The 17,539-nt window shown below is 73.1% G+C and carries 21 protein-coding genes; 13 read left to right on the forward strand and 8 right to left on the reverse strand.

The window, feature by feature from the left end; genetic code table 11:
* Window positions 1-221 precede the first annotated feature (221 nt).
* Complete coding sequence (locus KBA23_RS06325; protein WP_290738134.1) at window positions 222-1,370, reverse strand: alpha/beta hydrolase; 1,149 nt, start codon at window positions 1,368-1,370, stop codon at window positions 222-224.
* 67 nt (window positions 1,371-1,437) lie between these two features.
* Between KBA23_RS06325 and KBA23_RS06330 the strand changes: the two genes are divergently transcribed.
* The 9 genes from KBA23_RS06330 to KBA23_RS06370 all read left to right on the forward strand — a co-directional run bounded on the left by KBA23_RS06330 (window position 1,438) and on the right by KBA23_RS06370 (window position 7,872).
* A complete protein-coding gene (locus tag KBA23_RS06330; RefSeq protein WP_290738137.1) occupies window positions 1,438-1,794 on the forward strand; it encodes a hypothetical protein in 357 nt (118 codons plus the stop codon).
* Window positions 1,795-1,903: 109 nt separating this feature from the next.
* Window positions 1,904-2,656 carry a transporter substrate-binding domain-containing protein gene (locus KBA23_RS06335; RefSeq protein WP_290738139.1) on the forward strand — a complete coding sequence of 251 codons (753 nt, stop codon included), beginning with the start codon at window positions 1,904-1,906 and terminating at the stop codon, window positions 2,654-2,656.
* Between the two features lie 21 nt (window positions 2,657-2,677).
* Window positions 2,678-3,367, forward strand: coding sequence for an ABC transporter permease subunit (locus KBA23_RS06340; protein ID WP_290738141.1), 690 nt, complete (start codon window positions 2,678-2,680; stop codon window positions 3,365-3,367).
* Complete coding sequence (locus KBA23_RS06345) at window positions 3,357-4,049, forward strand: ABC transporter permease (RefSeq protein WP_290738144.1); 693 nt, start codon at window positions 3,357-3,359, stop codon at window positions 4,047-4,049. Before KBA23_RS06340 ends, KBA23_RS06345 begins: the two co-directional genes overlap by 11 nt.
* A 4-nt stretch (window positions 4,050-4,053) precedes the next feature.
* Window positions 4,054-5,259: an RSP_2647 family RNA methyltransferase gene (locus KBA23_RS06350; protein ID WP_290738146.1), complete on the forward strand. Its 1,206-nt coding sequence runs from the start codon at window positions 4,054-4,056 to the stop codon at window positions 5,257-5,259.
* 17 nt (window positions 5,260-5,276) lie between these two features.
* Window positions 5,277-5,807: an RSP_2648 family PIN domain-containing protein gene (locus tag KBA23_RS06355; RefSeq protein WP_290738149.1), complete on the forward strand. Its 531-nt coding sequence runs from the start codon at window positions 5,277-5,279 to the stop codon at window positions 5,805-5,807.
* A 117-nt stretch (window positions 5,808-5,924) separates the two neighbouring features.
* Window positions 5,925-7,142, forward strand: coding sequence for a c-type cytochrome biogenesis protein CcmI (gene ccmI, locus KBA23_RS06360; protein WP_290738153.1), 1,218 nt, complete (start codon window positions 5,925-5,927; stop codon window positions 7,140-7,142).
* Window positions 7,139-7,624: a Holliday junction resolvase RuvX gene (ruvX, locus tag KBA23_RS06365; RefSeq protein WP_290738156.1), complete on the forward strand. Its 486-nt coding sequence runs from the start codon at window positions 7,139-7,141 to the stop codon at window positions 7,622-7,624. Before ccmI ends, ruvX begins: the two co-directional genes overlap by 4 nt.
* A complete protein-coding gene (locus KBA23_RS06370; protein WP_290738159.1) occupies window positions 7,621-7,872 on the forward strand; it encodes a DUF1289 domain-containing protein in 252 nt (83 codons plus the stop codon). Before ruvX ends, KBA23_RS06370 begins: the two co-directional genes overlap by 4 nt.
* 151 nt (window positions 7,873-8,023) lie before the next feature.
* Here KBA23_RS06370 and KBA23_RS06375 read toward each other — a convergent pair whose 3' ends face one another.
* From KBA23_RS06375 to KBA23_RS06385, 3 genes are read right to left on the reverse strand one after another with little or no spacing between them, the layout of a single operon-like run.
* Window positions 8,024-8,812, reverse strand: a complete 789-nt coding sequence (locus KBA23_RS06375) for a metal ABC transporter permease (RefSeq protein WP_290738185.1) — start codon at window positions 8,810-8,812, stop codon at window positions 8,024-8,026.
* A 2-nt stretch (window positions 8,813-8,814) separates the two neighbouring features.
* Complete coding sequence (locus KBA23_RS06380; protein ID WP_290738188.1) at window positions 8,815-9,561, reverse strand: metal ABC transporter ATP-binding protein; 747 nt, start codon at window positions 9,559-9,561, stop codon at window positions 8,815-8,817.
* Between the two features lie 44 nt (window positions 9,562-9,605).
* The gene (locus KBA23_RS06385) at window positions 9,606-10,100 is read right to left on the reverse strand and encodes a transcriptional repressor (protein ID WP_290738162.1); all 495 of its coding nucleotides are present in this window, start codon (window positions 10,098-10,100) and stop codon (window positions 9,606-9,608) included.
* 97 nt (window positions 10,101-10,197) lie between these two features.
* Between KBA23_RS06385 and KBA23_RS06390 the strand changes: the two genes are divergently transcribed.
* From KBA23_RS06390 to KBA23_RS06405, 4 genes are all read left to right on the forward strand, one after another.
* Window positions 10,198-11,187: a zinc ABC transporter substrate-binding protein gene (locus tag KBA23_RS06390; protein ID WP_290738165.1), complete on the forward strand. Its 990-nt coding sequence runs from the start codon at window positions 10,198-10,200 to the stop codon at window positions 11,185-11,187.
* Between the two features lie 84 nt (window positions 11,188-11,271).
* Window positions 11,272-11,946 (forward strand): DUF1007 family protein, encoded by a 675-nt coding sequence (locus KBA23_RS06395; protein ID WP_290738168.1) that lies wholly within the window; start codon window positions 11,272-11,274, stop codon window positions 11,944-11,946.
* Complete coding sequence (locus KBA23_RS06400) at window positions 11,937-12,842, forward strand: hypothetical protein (RefSeq protein ID WP_290738171.1); 906 nt, start codon at window positions 11,937-11,939, stop codon at window positions 12,840-12,842. Before KBA23_RS06395 ends, KBA23_RS06400 begins: the two co-directional genes overlap by 10 nt.
* 7 nt (window positions 12,843-12,849) lie before the next feature.
* Window positions 12,850-13,950, forward strand: a complete 1,101-nt coding sequence (locus KBA23_RS06405) for an alpha/beta fold hydrolase (RefSeq protein ID WP_290738174.1) — start codon at window positions 12,850-12,852, stop codon at window positions 13,948-13,950.
* Window positions 13,951-13,959: 9 nt separating this feature from the next.
* Here KBA23_RS06405 and KBA23_RS06410 read toward each other — a convergent pair whose 3' ends face one another.
* The 4 genes from KBA23_RS06410 to uxuA all read right to left on the reverse strand — a co-directional run.
* Window positions 13,960-14,397 (reverse strand): hypothetical protein, encoded by a 438-nt coding sequence (locus KBA23_RS06410; RefSeq protein ID WP_290738177.1) that lies wholly within the window; start codon window positions 14,395-14,397, stop codon window positions 13,960-13,962.
* Window positions 14,394-15,755 (reverse strand): TolC family outer membrane protein, encoded by a 1,362-nt coding sequence (locus KBA23_RS06415; RefSeq protein WP_290738179.1) that lies wholly within the window; start codon window positions 15,753-15,755, stop codon window positions 14,394-14,396. The genes KBA23_RS06410 and KBA23_RS06415 overlap by 4 nt, the downstream gene beginning before the upstream one ends.
* 111 nt (window positions 15,756-15,866) lie before the next feature.
* Window positions 15,867-16,520 (reverse strand): protein-L-isoaspartate O-methyltransferase, encoded by a 654-nt coding sequence (locus KBA23_RS06420; protein WP_290738190.1) that lies wholly within the window; start codon window positions 16,518-16,520, stop codon window positions 15,867-15,869.
* A gap of 72 nt (window positions 16,521-16,592) precedes the next feature.
* Window positions 16,593-17,539: mannonate dehydratase (uxuA, locus tag KBA23_RS06425; RefSeq protein WP_290738182.1), on the reverse strand; the 947-nt coding region annotated here is incomplete at its 5' end.

Here is a 17,539-nt window from a genome sequence, read left to right on the forward strand (position 1 = left end):
TCGGGGCGGGGCAAGCGGCGGAAACGGCGGGATCCTATACTGGCGGGCTCATGAAACGACTCGCGGACCTTTTTTGACCTTTGACCTTTTTATCGTGCGTATTCAGGTGGTTACCCTATCTATCACGCGTGTTAGCCCGTAGCCCGGGCGTGCGGCGGATCGACGCGCGCGGCGATCCGCCGGTTTCAGGCCGCGTCGGGAGGCCGGATCGAACCGGCCGGCTATCGCGGACCTCGCGGCTTGGCGGCGGGCTTCAGCCGCCAGCTCCGACCCGGACGGATTGCATCGCGTCCCTTGCGATCGACCTGCGCCAGGCCCGCAAGCGTCGCCTGCACGTCGGCGATCGCTTCCGGCCGGAGCCGGTAGTACTGGTGCCGGCCGTGCGACAGCGTCGTCTCGCTGATGTCGCGGCAGTCGATGGCGAATACCCGCTCGCTCACCCGGTCGAGATTCTGCGGCCCGTCCGCGCCCAGCCGGTCGGCCATGCCCTTGGTCCGGTCCGAGATGGTCAGGGCGACGTCGTTGTTCGCGTGATAGACGAAGACCTGGTTGGCGAGCTGGTCGAGCGCCTTGAGCTTGAGCGGCTCGTGGAGCGCGTCGTGGTCCTCGTCCGCCGCCATCAGGAAGGCGCTGTCGAAGATCCGCGGCGTGCGCCCCTCGTTCAGCTCGACGAACTTCCTCAGCGCATGCCGAAGGGCCCAGTTGCCCATGCTGTGCGCCAGGATGTGGAGCCGCCGGGTGCATTGCTGAAGCGCGTTGCGATCGGGCACCTCGCCGCGCCGCTGGGCCTCGAGGATCGTCTCCCGGTCCTCCCGCCGCATCTGTTCGAGGAACTCCACGAGCCGCTTCAGAGCGCGCCCCATGGCGAGCCCCGACGCCTCCGCGTCCTCGCGGTCGGAGAAGTAGCTCCAGGCGGGAGCCACCTGCCCGTCCGAGGGCCAGGAGAACAGAACCACCAGCACCTTCTGTTTCGACGAGGAATAGAGCGATTGCAGCGCCGCCGCCCGGATCACCGAGTTCTCGAAGGTGTTGGCGAAGCCGTGCAGGTATACGATGACGTCGAGGTTCTCCGCCTTGAGCTTCACGCGAAGCTCCTCGAACATCTTGCCCGAGCCGAGCTTCTGGCCGGCGACCTCGGGTTTGGTGGCGTCCAGCGTTTCGGCGAAGATGCGGACCTTGCCGACGCTCCAGGCGTCGTCGTCCTTGGCGTCGGTCCCCTTGAGCCGCGCCTCGGCGACGCCGACCCGGAAGCACTGCGGCCCGGCGGCGTTGAACCGGGGGCCGAAGATCTCCGAGGCGGGCGCGACGACCTCGCCGGGTTGGTTCTCGATCAGAAGCTCGCGGTTGCTGGCGAAATAGATCTCGGCCATCAAGCGTCGTCCCCCTATGCGTCAGCCTCCAATGCCACGATCCTAGCACGCCCGAGGTCCCCGCGATATGTCCCTGTCCCTCGCCTCGCCGCTGGCCGCCGCCGCGCTCCTTCTCCCCTCGCTCGCCTTCGCCGGACTCACGCTGATGCGCGATGCGCCGGCGGAATGGGGGCGGGCGGCGCTGATCGCCTGGACCGCGCTTGTCGCCGCGGGCCTCGGCGGCGCGGCGGGGGGCGGGCCGCTCGCCGCCGCGCTCCTCCTGGGCTTCGCCGCGATCATGATCGGCGGCCCGCCCGGCCTCGCCGTCGCGGCGCTGGCCGCGGCCGCGCCGCTCGTCCTCGGGACGCCCCCGACGCCGCGCTGGACGCTCGCCGCTCTCGCGGCGCTGCCGGCCCTCGCCGCCCTGCGCCAGGCGCTGGCCTGAGCCCCGACACGGGCCCGAAGCGACAGGCGCGCGCGAAGGCGCTTGACCTGCGCGCGGGCTCAACTACCAATCGTGGGACAGGGGGCATAACCCCGACAGGGAGCTGGACATGAGAAACCTGATCGCGGCGGCGTTCTGCCTGGCGACGACACCGGCCTTCGCGCTCAACGTCTGCGTCGAGGGCGCCTATCCGCCGTTTTCGGAGACGTCCGCCGACGGTTCGCTCGTCGGATTTGACATCGACATGGCCAACGCCCTCTGCGAGCAGGTGGGCGAAACCTGCACGCTGGTCAAGGTCGACTGGGACGGCATCATCCCCGCCCTCCTCGAGAAGAAGTGCGACGCCATCGTCGCCTCGATGTCCTCGACCGAGGAGCGCAAGCAGGTCATCGACTTCACCGCCAAGTACTACCAGGTTCCGAACGAGTTCGTCGGCCGCGCCGACAGCGGCATCGACCCGGCGGCTCCGGGCGGGCTCGACGGAAAGGTGGTGGGCGCGCAGCGCGGCACGATCCACCAGGCTTACGTGGAGAAGCACTATCCCGGCGTGCAGCTCACCCTCTACGGCAGCCAGGACGAGGCGATCCTCGACCTGACCTCCGGCCGCATCGACCTCATCGTCGGCGACGCGATCCAGCTTGAGGAGGGCTTCGTCAACACGCCGGCGGGCGAGGGCTACGCCCGCGTCGGCGAGCAGTTCTTCGATCCCGAGATCCACGGCGAGGGAGCGGCCGTCGGCGTGCGAAAGGGCGACACCGAGCTTCGCGACAAGCTCTCGGCGGCGATCCTCGCGCTCCGCGAGAGCGGCAAGTACGACGAGATCCAGAAGAAGTACTTCAAGATCGACATCTACGGTTCCTGACGCGCGCGGCGGGACGCCCGGATGGAGCAGCTCATCGCCTACGCGCCGTTGCTCGCCAAGGGCGCGCTTGTCACCATCGCGCTGGCGATCGTGTCGCTGGCGCTCGCCACCGCGCTCGGCGCGCTCGGCGCCGCCGGCAAGATCGGCGGCGGCCGCATTTCGAACGCCCTGGTGCAGATCTACACAACGATCGTGCGCGGCGTGCCCGACCTCGTGATGATCCTGCTCATCTATTTCGGCGGCCAGCGTCTGGTGAACGTGGTCATGGGCGCCTTCGGGAGCGGGCCGCTCTCCGTGTCGCCGTTCCTCGCCGGGATGCTGGCGATCGGCTTCATCTACGGCGCCTACCTGACCGAGACCTTTCGCGGCGCCTACATGACCATTCCCCGCGGCCAGACCGAAGCGGCGCAGGCCCTCGGCCTGCACAGCTGGACGATGGTGCGCAAGATCATCGCCCCGCAGCTCATCCGCTTCGCACTGCCCGGTTACTCGAATGTCTGGCAGGTGCTGGTGAAGTCGACCGCCGTCGTCTCGGTGATTGGCCTCCAGGACCTCGTCGGCCTCGCCAACGACGCCGGCAAGACCGCGCGGCAGCCCTTCGTGTTCTTCACCGCGGTGCTGCTGGTCTACCTCCTCTTCACCTTCCTCTCGCAGCAGGTCTTCAACTGGCTGGAGCGGCGGCACGCGCTGGTGGGCCATCATGCGCGTTGACCTCGTCCTCGAGAACTGGCGGCTCTTCGCCGCGGGCACCTGGATGACGCTCCAGCTCACCTTCCTCGCGCTCCTGATCGGCTTCGTCATCGCGCTGCCCTCCGGCATCGCCCGATCGCGCAAGACCCCGTTCTGGTCGCAGCTCGTCAACGCCTACGTCTATCTCTTCCGCGGCACGCCGCTCCTCGTGCAGACCTTCCTGATCTATTACGGCCTGTCGCAGTTCGAATGGGTCCGCGACAGCTGGGCCTGGACGTTCCTGCGCTCGCCCTGGTGGTGCGCGCTCATCGCCTTCGCGCTGAACTCCGGGTCCTATGCGACCGAGATCATTCGAGGCGCGATCGAAACGACCCCGCGCGGCGAGATCGAGGCGGCGAACGCGCTGGGGCTGTCGAAGCGGCAGGTGGACTTCCTGGTGCTTATCCCCTCGGCGATGCGCCGGGCGTTGCCGCAGTACGGCAACGAGGTGGTGTTCATGCTGCACGGCTCGGCGATCGCCAGCGTCATCACGTTGCAGGACATCCTCGGGGCCGGACGGACGCTCAACGCCCGCTACTATCTCGCCTACGAGGGATTCCTCACCGCCGCCGCGCTCTACATGGTGCTGACCTTCGTTCTCGTCTTCCTGTTCCGCCAGCTCGAAGGGCATTACCTCAAGCACCTGCGGCCGCGGTCGGCCTGAAGTGATGGACGGCCCGTCCGAGCCGCGCCCGGTCGTCCGGCTGGGGCCGAAGGTTTCGGCGCAGGTGATCCGCTGGGGCGCGCCTTGGGTCTATGCCGACCAGATCGTCATGGACCGCCGGACGAAAGCGGTTCCCGCCGGGGCCGTCGTGGAGGTCCACGACGCCGAACGGCGGCCAATCGGGGCGGCGGCGTTCAACCCAGGCTCGAAGATCGCCGCGCGGATGCTCGACCGCGACCCCGCCGCCGCGATCGACGCGGCCTGGTTCGCCGCCCGCCTCCGCCGGGCGCTGGCGCTGCGCGAAACCCTCCACGACGCGCCGTTCTACCGCCTCGTTCATGCCGAGGCCGACGATCTGCCGGGCGTGGTGATCGACCGGTTCGGCGACGCGCTCGCCGTGCAGCCGAACGCTGCCTGGGCCGAGGTCCGCCTTCCCGCCCTCGTCGCGGCGCTCCGCGAGGTGACGGGCGCCGCCGTCGTGGTCAAGAACGCCGGCGGCCGGGCGCGGGCGCTCGAGGGACTGCCCGAGGAGACCGTGCTGCTGCAAGGCGTCCTCGACGGCCCGGTTCCGACCCCGATGAACGGCGCCGTCTACCTTGCCGACCTGCTCGGCGGGCAGAAGACCGGCCTCTTCTTCGACCAGCGCCCCAACCATGCGTTCGCCGCTCGGCTCGCGGCCGGTCGCAGCGTCCTCGACGTGTTCTGCCATGTCGGCGGCTTCGGCCTCGCCGCGCTTGTCGCCGGCGCGACCGACGTCCTTGGCGTCGACGGCTCCGCGCCGGCGCTGGCGCTCGCCGAGGGCGGCGCGCGCGCCTCGGGCGTCGCGGGGCGCTACGCCACCCGCAAGGCCGACGCCTTCGACGCCATGGCCGCGCTCGCGGCCGAGGGCCGCCGCTTCGGCCTCGTCGTCGCCGACCCGCCGGCCTTCGCCCCCAACAGGTCGGCGCTGGAGGCCGGTTTGCGCGCCTACGAGCGCGTCGCCCGGCTCGCGGCCGCCCTCGTGGAGCCCGACGGCTTCCTCGTGCTCTGCTCGTGCAGCCACGCCGCCGACCTCGGCCGCTTCCGCGAGGCGAGCCTGCGCGGCGTCGGTCGGGCCGGGCGCGGCGCGCAGGTCCTGCACACCGGCTTTGCCGGGCCGGATCACCCGACCCATCCGCATCTCGCCGAAAGCGCCTATCTCAAGGCGCTGTTCCTGCGCCTCGGGGCGTGACGGCCGCGGCGGGCGGGGTGCGCGTCCTCATCGACGCCAACGTGCTGATGCCGTCGATCCTGCGCGCGATCCTGCTCGGCGCGGCCGCCGCGGGCGGCTTCGCGCCGCTCTGGTCGGCGCGCATTCTGGAGGAATGGGCCCGCGCCGCCCGCCGCCGCGGGCCCGCGATCGAGGCCGAGGCCCGCGCCGCCATCGCCGCGCTCCGCGCCGGCTGGCCAGCCGCCGAGATCCTGCCTCCGCCCGACCTCGAGGCGACGCTCGCGCTCCCCGACCCGGGCGACCGCCACGTGCTCGCCGCCGCCATCGCCGGCGGCGCCGAGGTGCTGCTGACCCGCAACCGCGCCGACTTCCCGCCGCGCGCGCTGGCCCGGCACGGCGTCCTGCCACGAGACCCGGACGGGTTTCTCTGCGACCTCCTCGCCGACGGTCTCGACCTCGGTCCTGTCGTCGCGACCGTCGCCGCCCGCACCGAGACCCGACCGGCGCTCCGCCCGCTCCTGAAGCGCGCCGGCCTCCCCCGCCTCCGCAAGGCGCTCGACCCCGGCTGATCCGATCCGCTGCAAGCGCCGGTCGGCGCGGCGGCGATCACGATCTTGCGGGCCGGGGGTCGTTGTGCCCCGGCGGCGCTGCGGCTAGGGTCCGCGGCGACGCGACAGGACCCGAAGATGCAGGCAGGAGCGATGTTCTGGATCGTGGCGGCGGCGCTCGTGGTCGTCGCCGGCGGCGCCGTGCTGCGACCGCTCCTGCGGGGCGGGCGCGGCGCCGAGCGCCGGGCGAGCTATGATCTGCGCATCTATCGCGACCAGCTCCGCGAGGTGGAGAGCGACCTCGCCCGCGGCGCCATCACCGCCGACGAGGCCGAGGCCGTCCGCGTCGAGGTGTCGCGACGCCTGCTCGCCGCCGCCGACGCCGAGGCTGCGGAGACCGGGGCCGCGGCGGCGGCGCCGCGCGTCTCGCGACTGGCGGCCGGCGGGCTGGGCGCGGCGCTCGTCGTGGCGGCGCTCGGGATCTACGCGTCCCTCGGCGCCGCCGGGCGGCCCGACGCGCCGCTCGCCGAGCGACTGGCGGCGCTGGCCCAGGCCCGCGCCGAGCGGCCGGGCCAGGCCGAGGTCGAGGCCATGGCCGCCAGCGCCGCGCCCCCCGCGCCGGAGGCCCCCGCCCTGCCCCCGCAGGACGCGGCGCTTCTCGACCAGCTCCGCGCCGCCGTCGCCGCACGCCCCGATGACGCCCTGGGCCAGCGCCTGCTGGCGCGGACCGAGCTCTCGCTCGGGAACTGGACCGCGTCGCGCGCGGCGTGGCAGCGGGCGGTCGACATCCTCGGCCGCGCCGTGACGGCGCAGGATCTCGTTGGCCTCGCCGAGGCGATGATCCTCGCGACCAACGGCTACGTCTCGCCGGAGGCGGAGGCGCTGCTGACCCGCGCGCTCGCCATCGACCCCGACGAGCCGGCGGCGCGCTACTATTCCGGCCTCGCGCTGCTGCAAGGCGGCCGTGCGGACCTGACCTACACGCTCTGGACCCGCCTCGTCGCCGAGGGGCCGCCCGACGCGCCGTGGATCGCGCCGATCGCGGCGCAGATCGGCGAAGTGGCGGCGCTGGCCGGCCGGCCGGTCCCGCCGGGCGTCGCGCCCCCCGGGGCCGAGGCCTCGGACGCGGCGCGCGACGAGATGATCGAGAGCATGGTCGCCGGCCTCGCCGACCGGCTGGCGGCCGAGGGCGGTCCTCCGGAGGACTGGGCCCAGCTCCTCCGTTCGCTCGCGGTCCTCGGCCGGCAGGACGAGGCCAGGGCGATCTGGCGCGAGGCGCGCGAGGTCTTCGCCGCCGACCCGGCCGCGCTCGGGCTCCTGCGCGAGACGGCGGCGGCGGGCGGGCTGACGGAATGAACGCCGACGGCGGACCCTTCGACGACGCCATCGCCTTCGCCGCGGCGCTGCCGCCGCGCGGGGCGCTCGCCGGGCTCGACCTCGGGACGGCGACGATCGGCGTCGCGGTCTCCGACGTCGACCGGCGCATCGCCTCGCCGCTCCGCACCATCCGGCGCACGAAGTTCGGCGTCGACGCCGCCGCGCTGCTGGCCATCGTGACGGACCGGGCCATTGCCGGCCTTGTCCTCGGCCTGCCGCGCAACATGGACGGGACCGAGGGCCCGCGCGCGCAGTCGACGCGCGCCTTCACCCGCAATCTCGGCCGGCTCACGCCGCTGCCGATCGCCTTCTGGGACGAGCGCCTCTCGACGGTCGCGGCCGAGCGGGCGCTGCTCGAGGCCGACGCCTCGCGCCGCCGGCGCGCCGAGGTGATCGACCACGTGGCGGCAGGGTATATCCTCCAGGGCATGCTGGACCGGCTGGCGAGGATCGCGCCGTGAGCGACGAGGTCTGGAAGCGGGCGGAGATCGAGAGTCCCTGCGTCAAGGTCTGCGTCATCCATCCCGAGACGCGGCTCTGCATCGGCTGCCACCGCAGCATCGACGAGATCGGCCGCTGGTCCGCCATGACGCCCGCCGAGCGCCGGGCGGTGATGGCGGAGCTTCCCGCCCGCGCCGCCCTCCTCGCCCCGCGCCGCCGCGGCGGGCGCCGCGGCCGCCTCGCCCGCGACTGCGCGGCGAACGACTGATACCGGCGAGTCTACCAAGCCGCGCGGCGCAACACGGGCTAACACGCGTGATAGATATGGTAACCACCTGAATACACACGATAAAAACGTCAAAGGTCAAAAAACGTCCGCGAGTCGTTTCATGAGCCCGCCGGTATGACCTGCAAACGCGTCACTTCCGCAGCGCCGCGAGCCCGTTGGTGAGGAGAAGCAGGACGATGGCGGCCACCACGATGGTCGGCCCGGTCGGGCTGTCGAGCCGCATGGAGGCGCCGAGCCCCGCCAGCGCCGCCAGCGCCCCGACCGCCGCCGCCCCGAACGCCATGACCTCCGGCGTGCGCGACAGCGGCCGCGCCGCCGCCGCCGGCACGATCAGCATGGCGGTGATCAGCAGGACGCCGACGACCTTGATCGCGACCGCGACCAGCGCCGCGAGCGCCAGCGTCAACGCCAGCCGCTCGCGCGCCGAGGCGAGGCCGGCCGCCGCGGCGAGATCGGCGTTGAGCGTCGTCAGGATCAGATTGCGCCAACGCCAGACGAGCAGGCCGACGACCAGCGCCGCGCCCCCCCAGATCACCGCGAGATCGGCGCGCGACACGGCGAGAATGTCCCCGAAAAGATAGGCTTGCAGGTCGACCCTCACCCCCGGCAGGAAGCCGGCGGCGACGAGGCCGACCGCCAGCGCCCCGTGCGCGGAGACCCCGAGCAGCGTGTCCGCGGCATAGGTGCGGCCGGCCGCGGCGGTGATGACGAGCGCCATCGCCAGCGCGGTCAGCCCGACGCCGAGCGTCACCGGAAGCGAACTCGCCAGCGCCAGCGTCACCCCGAGAAGCGCGGCATGCGCCGTCGCGTCGCCGAAATACGCCATGCGCCGCCACACGACGAAGCAGCCGAGCGGGCCCGCCGCCAGCGCCACGCCGACCCCGGCGAGAGCCGCCCGGACGAGGAAATCGTCGAACAGGCTCACGCGCCGGTCCCGTGGACGTCGTGGTCGTGGTCATGCCCGTGCGCGTGCCCGCCGGCCGCGTGTTCGTGGTCGTGCTCGTGGCGATAGAGCGCGAGCGCCCCCTGCGTTCCCAGTCCGAACAGCGCCCGGTACTCCGGCGCGGCCGACACCACCGTCGGCGCCCCCTCGCAGCAGACATGCCCGTTGAGGCAGATCACCCGGTCCGACGCGGCCATGACCACGTGCAGATCGTGGCTGACCATCAGCACCGCGCAGCCGAGTTCGGCATGGAGCTCCTCCACGAGCCGGTAGAACCGCGCCACGCCGGGCTGGTCCAGCCCCTGCGTCGCCTCGTCGAGCACGAGGATGTCGGGCCGGCGCAGCACCGCCTGGGCGAGCAGCGTCCGCTGGAACTGGCCGCCCGAGAGGTCGATGAGCTGCCGCCCGCCCTGCCCGGCCAGCCCCACGCGGTCGAGCGCCGCCGAGCGGGCGGCGGGGCCGGCGTGGTCTCCGGCGACGGCGAGAAACCGGTCCACCGTCATCGGCATGGTGTGGTCGATCGCGAGCCGCTGCGGCACGTAGCCGATGCGCAGCCCCGGCGCCCGCGCCACCTGCCCGGCGTCCGGCCGGTCCGCGCCGATGAGCAGGCGCAGGAAGGTGCTCTTGCCGGAACCGTTGGGGCCGACGACGGTGACGATCTCGCCGCGACGGATGGCGAAATCGACGCCGGCGAGGATCGCCTCGCCGCCCCGGGCGAAGCCCAGCCCCCGGGCGGCGAGGAGCGGCGCGGAAAACGCGGCGGCGGCGGTCACGCCCGGGCCGCCGCGCAGCGGGCGCACAGGCCCTCAACCTCGACGACGGTGCGCTCGGGAGCGAAGCCGACGGCGGCGGTGCGCTCGGCGAGGTCCGGCCCGACATCGAGCGCGGTCTCGGCGACCGCGCGGCAGGCCCGGCAGACCATGAAGGCGGCCGGGTGCGCGCCTTCCGCGCCCGCCGTGCAGGCGACATAGGCGCCGAGGCGCTCGATCCGGTGGGCGAAGCCGTTGTCCACGAGGAATCCGAGCGCCCGGTAGGCCACCGGCGGCTGGCCGCCGTGGCCGGCGTCGCGCAGCCGGTCGAGCAGCTCGTAGGCCGTCATCGCGCGGTGCGACTCCAGGAGCGCCTCCAGCGCGCAGAACCGCGCCGGCGTCAGCCGCAGCCGGCGCGCCCGGCACCGCTCCTGCGCCGCCGCGAGCGCCCGCGCGCGGCAGCGGGCGTGATCATGCGCCGCAAAGGCGCGGAGGTCCTCGGTTGACGGGTTCATTGTTAGACTATAACAGATACTGGCTCGCCGGGACAATAGGCCCGGAGGGCTTGCCCCCACAAGATCCGGCGCGGCCGGACGCATCGCGAGGCTCTGCATGTCCATCGCCTCCCTTCTTTCCGGGCTCGCCGTCGCCGCTGCGTTGACGGCGGCGCCGGCGCTGGCCGCCCCGCGCGTCGTCTCCGACATCGCGCCGATCCATTCGATCGTGGCGGCGGTGATGGGGGATCTCGGGGCCCCTGACCTGCTCGTGCCTCCCGGAACCCCGGAGCACGACGCCGCCCTGCGCCCGTCGGACGCCGCGGCGCTCGACGCCGCCGACGTCGTGGTCTGGGTCGGCCCCGGGCTCACGCCCTGGCTGGAAGGCCCGCTCGACGCGCTCGCCCCCGGGGCGGTCCGGGTGACGCTTCTCGACGCGCCGGGACTGCGCCTGCTGCCGCGGCGGTCTGGCGGCACGTTCGAGGCGCATGTCCATGGCCACGAGGACGAGCACGACGCGCAGGGGCACGACGCGCACGGGCACGACGAGCACGGGCACGACGAGCACGGGCACGAGGACGAGGCCGGCGCGGATCCCCATGTCTGGCTGGACCCGGAGAACGCCGCCGTCATCGCGACCACGGTCGCCGAGGCGCTCGCCGCCGCCGACCCGGCGAATGCGGCGGAGTATCGCGCCAATGCGGCCGCCTTCGGCGCGGAGACGGCGGCGCTGACCGCGCGGCTGGCGACCGGGCTCGCGGCGGCCCAGGGACGGACCTTCGTCGTCTTTCACGACGCCTACCGCTATTTCGAGCACCGCTTCGGCTTCGCCGCGGCGGGCGCGATCTCCGCGAACGACGCCGCGCCCCCGAGCGCCGCGCGCATCGCCGAAATTCGGGCGCTGGTCGTCGACGCCGGGGCGATCTGCGTGTTCTCCGAGCCGCAGTTCGACCAGGGCCTCGTCGCCACCGTCATCGAAGGCACGCCGGCGCGCGCGGGCGTGCTGGACCCGCTCGGGGTCGGCGTCGAGCCGGGGCCGGGGCTCTACCCCGCCCTGCTCGCCCGGCTTGCCGGCGGGATGATAGGCTGTCTGGCGCCGCCGGCGTGATCACGGCCCGCTCTGCCCGTGACAATGCGCTCCCGGAGGCGTATCCCGCTCGCGGATTCTGGGAGAGGACGCCGGGAGAGGACGATGGCGCGGCCGAAGGAACGAGGCTGGAGACGGAGGGGACGGACGCCGCTCGCGGCGGCTGCGGTCGCCGCGTCGCTGTTCGCGCCGGTGGCAGCGGTCGCGCACCCGCACGTCTTCATCGACGGCGGCGTCGATTTCGTCTTCGACCGCCAGGGCCGGCTGTCCGAGTTGCGCGTGACCTGGGTCTACGACGCGATGAGCTCGCTCTTCATGCTCGAGGATCTCGGCATCGACCTCGGCAAGCCCCTCACATCGGAGCAGGAGACGGCCCTCGCGGCCTATCAGACCGAATGGATCGAGGGTTTCGAGGGCGACTCGTACCTTCGGGCCGACGGGCGCGCGGTGGCGCTGGGCGGGCCGGAGGCGCCGGAGGCGGAGGTTCGTGACGACGGACGCGCCGTGATCCGCTTCAACCGGCGCGTCGCCGAACCGTTCCGGCCGGACGCCGCGGTGGTCGAGGTCTACGACCCCACGTATTTCACCGCCTACGCGGTGACCGACAAGCCGGCGCTGCAAGGACCGGCCGATGGGTGCGAGGCGAGCGTCGAGCCGTTCCGCGCCACCGAGTCGCTGATGGCGCTCCAGCTGAGCCTCTCCGAGATCGGCGTCGACGAGGATCCCGCCGAGGAGGTGGGCGCGCTCTTCGCCGACAGGGTGCGGCTCGAATGCGACTGAGCCTCGGCGACACGCGCACGCACCCCGTCCCGACGCGACTGGTCGCCGCGGCCCTCCTCGCCGTGCTCGCGGCCGCGATTTTCTGGGCCTGGGCGAGCGGCGGGCTGGCGATGCTCGCATGGCAGGTCGCCGCGCTGCAACGCGCGACACAGGACGCGCTCGGAACCGAGCTCGCCGCGCTGCGCGGCGAGGGCGCGACGCGCTGGGCGCTGATCGGGCTCTGCTTCGGCTACGGTTTCCTGCACGCGGTCGGACCGGGGCACGGCAAGGCGCTGGTCGCCGCGGCGACGCTCGGCGGCCGCGCCACGGCGAGGCGCATGACGCTCGTCGCGACCGCGGGCAGCCTCGCCCAGGCGGCGACGGCGATCGTCGTCGTCTTCGGCGGCCTCGCGCTTGTCGGCGTGACGGCGCGGGGCCTCGCCGCCGGCTCGGAGCGCTGGCTCGCGCCTGTCGGGAACCTCGCAATGGCCGCCGTCGGCGTCTGGATCATCGTTCGCGGGATCAGGGCCCTGCCCCGTGCGTCCGCGCACGACCATGGCCACGGCCATGGCTGTGGATGCCCCGCACCGGACGCGGCGGAGGGTCCGGGGCAGACGCTGGCGCTGATCGCGGCAATGGCGGCGCGTCCCTGCGCCGGGGCGATCTTTCTGCTGGTCATCGCCTGGCGGCTGGGAATGCCGGGCACGGGCGTCGCGGGCGTCGTCGCGATGGGGCTCGGGACGGCGAGCTTTACGGCGCTGGTCGCCTGGCTCGCGGCGACGAGCCGCGACGCGGCAGTGCTGACGGCCGGACCCGGCCGGGCGGCGCAACTCGCGCCCGCGGTGCTCGGCATCGGCGCCGGCGTGCTCGTGCTCGGGCTCGGCGCGCTCGGCTTTCTCGGTGCGCTGGCGGCCTGAGCGGGCCATGGACGCGGCGATCGCGGCGCTCTCCCATCTCAGCGTCACCCAGAAGGCGCTGGCGCTGATCGCGGTGGGCGGGGTCGCGCTGTTCATGCTCGCCGCGATGCTCGCGCTCGTGCTGCCCGCGCGCCTGGCGTTCGCGGCGGTGGCGGGAACGGTGGCGATCGCCCTCGCCTATCTGCTGCTGCGGCCGATCGTCACGTACGACCTCGGGCCGCGCCCGGCGCCGGCGGCCGACCATGCCGCGGCGCTGGCGCGGTTCGCGGCCGATGCGGCGGCGGACCCCACGCCGCTCAACCCGCTCTGCCATCCGCGCCTGCTCGACCATGGCGAGCGGCGGCCGGTGGCGGTGGTGCTGCTGCACGGTGTCTCCAGTTGCCCGCAGGCCTTCGTCGACCTCGCGCCCGCGCTGTTCGCGCGCGGCCACAACGTCATCGCGCCGCGGATGCCGCAGAACGGCTATGCGGACAGGGCCACCGACGCGCTGGCGCGGATGACGGCGGGGGAGCTGCGCGCCTGGGGCGACGCGGCGGTGGACGTGGCGGCGGGCCTCGGCGACGAGGTCGTCGTGCTCGGGATCTCGGCCGGCGGCACGGTCGCCGCCTGGACGGCGGCGAACCGGCCCGAGGTGGCGCGCGCCGTCGTGGTCGCGCCGCTCTTCGGCCTGCCCGGCTTCGGCGCGCGGGCGAACGACCTGCTGACCCGGATCATGCTGTTTCTGCCGAACGTCTCGGTCTGGAAGGACCCGCTGCGCCGCGCCGCCTGGGAGGGCATGCCGCACGCCTACGCCCGCCAGGCCACGCGCGGGACGGGCGAGATCCTCCGCCTCGCCCGCGCCACCCTGGAGCGGCTGGCGGAGGCGCCGCCCGCCGGCGGCTCGCTGGCGCTGGTCACGAACGCCGCGGACCGCGCCATAAGCCTTCCCGCCGCCGACCGTTTCGGCGACCTCTGGGCCGCGTCGGGCAAGCCACTGACCCGCTACGTCTTTCCGGTGGAGGACCGGCTGGGGCACGAGATCATCGACCCGATGGAGCCCGGCGCCGATCCCGCACTCACCTATCCCGTGCTGATCGACCTCGTCGAGACGCCCGCCGCCGATCGCTAGGCGGCCGCGTCACGGGTCGGGGTTGGGCTCGGGGTCGGAATCGGCGGGGCCCCGTGCCTCGTCGAGCATCTGGCCGATCTCCCGGCGGATCACCCGGCGCATGTTTCGGCTGATCCGGTCTCCGAGTTCGCCCTGCAATTCCTCGCGCACGATGTCGTTGATGACCCGCCGCAGCGCCTCCTCGTCGAGGATCGGCGCGCCGACACGCGGGCGCGCCTCGGCCAGCCCGGCCGACAGAAGCTCGCCCGCCCGAACCGGCGGCGGGGCCGGCGCGTCGACCCGCATCCCCGGCGTCAGCAGGATGACGTCGCCGCCCGGCGCCCCGTCGAGCCGGGCGCCGGTTTCGGCCGAGACGAGGGCGCGGATCGAGGCGAGCACCTCGGCGAGCGACTCGGGCGTCTCCTCGCCCGTCCGCCGCGGGCCCGGCTCGTCGCTCTCGGCGGTCACGGCTTCTCCCAGCGCTGGCGAATCCTGTCGACGACGCTGGTGTCGTAGCCGCCAACCGGCGCGCGCTGCACCTGCCGGAAGTAGACATCCGGGTTGTAGCTCTCGATCCCGAGGTTGAGGTGCTCCACGGTCAGGAGCCCCATCGCCCGCAGCACCGCATAATGCGCGACGTACTCGTTGCGCTCCCCCCGGACCACCTCGGCCTCGGCCTGCAACCGCTCCTGGTCGGCGTCGAGCACGTCGAGGGTCGAACGGGCGCCGAGACGCGCCTCCTCGCTCACGCCCTCGTAGGCGATCTGCGCGGCCACGACCTGCTCGCGGTTCGCCACGATCGACGCGCGCGCCACCTCGAGCTGGGTCCAGGCGTTGTAGGCCTGCTCGGTCACCTGCCGGCCGGAATCCTGCACCTCGAACTTGCGCTGTTCGAGCACCTGCTGCGCCTGCCGGATCAACGACGAGTTGCGCCCGCCGCTATAGAGCGGCAGGGTCGCGTCGATCGAGGCGCTGAGGTTGTAGTTGTCGCTGGTCACCCGGGTGCCGGGCGCGAGGTTCGGAGAGACGCGCTGCCAGCTGTAGTCGACCTGGCTCGATGCGGTGATCGAGAGTTTCGACGCCGAGCGGGCGCGGTCGAAGTCGGAGACCGCCGCGCGCTCGTTGAAGCGCGCCGCCACCATCAGCGGGTTCTGCTGGACGGCGAGCTGTGCGGCGGCCTCGGAGGAGGCCGGCAGCTGCGGCAGCACCGGCGGCGGCTCGAGCTTGCCGGGCAGCGAGCCGACGGCGGCGAGGTAGGCCTGCCGCGCCACCTCGAGATTGCCGCGCGAGTCGACAAGGGTCGCGCGCGAGGCGGCCAGCCGCGCCTCGGTCTGGCTCACGTCCGTGCGGGTGACCTCGCCGACCTCGAAGCGGCTGTTGGTGGCGTCGACCTGCTCGCCGAGGACGCGGACGTCGTTCTCCGCGATGCGGACGAACTCGAGCGCCTGGATCACGTCCATGTAGGCCGTGACGGCGGCGAAGAGCACCTCCTGCTCGACGTTCACCAGGCTCGCCCGGCCGGCGGCGACGCCGTAGCGGGCGGACTCGATCGCGGCCTTGCTCTCGCCGCTGTCGAAGAGGAGCAGGCTCGCCTGCAACGCCAGCTGGGCGTTGTTGTCGAAGGGAAAGTCGGAGATGTCGGTCTGCCCTGCGGCCGACGCCCCCGCCTGCACCTGCGGTCGCCGGGCGGCGCGGGCCTGGGCGACGTTCTCGTCGATCGCGCGCAGCGAGGCGCGGTTGGAGTCGAGGAGCGGGCTCGTCTGATAGGCGCGGATCAGCGCGTCGGTCAGCGTCTCGGCCGACGCCGGCGCGGACCACGCCAGCACGCCGGCAAGAACCGCCTGCGCAAAAGTCGGGAATCGGGGTTTTCTACCAGAGTACATGCTCACCTCAACGCCCCTCTGCCGGGAGCTCGGCCGAGTATCGGCGCGGGTATCTCAAAACTCAAACTCTTTCGTCGCGGCGCACCCGGGAAGGACCGGCGCCGTTGCATCGAAGGCGCGCCGCCAGGCGATGCCGCCGTCGACCTTCAGCCCGAGCCGGGCCTGACCGCTCGCGCCGTCGACGAAGATCGCGACGATGCGGCCGCCGGGCTTGAGCTGGTCGGCGATCGCCGCGGGCAGTCGCTCGACGCCGCCTTCGAAGACGATGACGTCGTAGGGTCCGTGCGCGGGGACGCCGGCGGCGAGGGGGCCGGCCTTGACCACGGCCGTCTCGACGCCCTGCGCCGACAGCGTCGCCTCGGCCGCGGCGGCCATGGCGGCGTCCTCCTCGACCGCGACCACCGCCTCGGCCATGTGGGCGATCACCGCGGCCGAGTAGCCGAGCCCGCAGCCCACGTCGAGCACGAGGTCGTTCGGCCCGATCTCGGCCGCATCGAGCATCTTGGCGAAGACGCGCGGGTCGAGCACGACCCTGCCGTTCCCGAGCGGCACGTGCTCGCCATAGTAGGCGACGGCGCGCAATCCGTCGGGCACGTAGACCTCGCGAGGCACGTCGAGCATCGCCAGGATGACGGGGTAGCGCGTCACGTCGGACGGACGCACCTGGCAATCGACCATGGCTTCGCGGGCGGCGGCGAAATCGATCATCTCAAGCATCCCTTGGGCTTTCGCGCGGTGATCGCACATTTCCCCGGGGCAGGCAACGCGATGTCGGCGCGGTCAGCCCCCCGCCGGCAGGCCATGCTCGGGGTGCGACAGCGCCGTCATGATGCCGCGCAGTTCCGCGAGGCCCTTGAGGCGGCCGATGGCGGGGTATCCGGGCTGGCCCCCGCTGCGCTTGAGGTCGTCGAGGATGTCCTGGCCGTGGTCCGGCCGCATCGGGATCGACGTGTCGGACCGGCCGGCGGCGGCGCGGCGGCGCTCCTCGGCGACGACGGCGGCGATGACGGCGACCATGTCGGTGACGCCGCCGAGGTGCTCCGCCTCGTGGAACGAGCCGCGGATCGCGTCCGACTCGCGGGCGACGTTCCTGAGGTGGAGGAAGTGCACCCGGTCGCCGAGTCGGCGCATCATGCCGGGGATGTCGTTGTCGGGCCGCGCGCCGAGCGAGCCCGAACACAGGGTGATCCCGCTCGCGGGGCTGTCCACGGCGGCCATGACGGCGGCGTAGTCGGCCTCGGTCGACATCACCCGCGGCAGGCCGAGGAGCGGGAACGGCGGATCGTCGGGGTGGCAGCAGAGCCGGACGCCGAGGGACTCGGCCGTGGGGACGACCTCCTCGAGGAAGGCGACGAGATGGGCGCGCAGCCGCTCCGGGCTGATCGCGCCGTACTCGTCGAGATGGGCGCGCAGGTCGTCGAGGGTCAGGTTCTCGGCCGCGCCGGGCAGTCCGAAGGCGACGTTGCGGGCGAGCCGGGCCCTGGCGGCGGCGTCCATTGCGGCGAAGCGGGCGGCGGCTTCCTCGCGCAGATCCTCGGGGTAGTCCTCGGGCGCGCCGCGGCGGTTCAGGATGTGGAGGTCGAAGGCGGCGAAATCGGCGAGGTCGAAGCGCATGCAGGAGCCGCCGTGGGCGACCCGGTCCGCGAGGTCGGTGCGGGTCCAGTCGAGGACCGGCATGAAGTTGTAGCAGACGACCTCGATGCCGGCGCCCGCGAGGTTGGCGAGGG

This window comes from Amaricoccus sp. (genome assembly GCF_017995835.1).
Lineage (GTDB): Bacteria > Pseudomonadota > Alphaproteobacteria > Rhodobacterales > Rhodobacteraceae > Amaricoccus.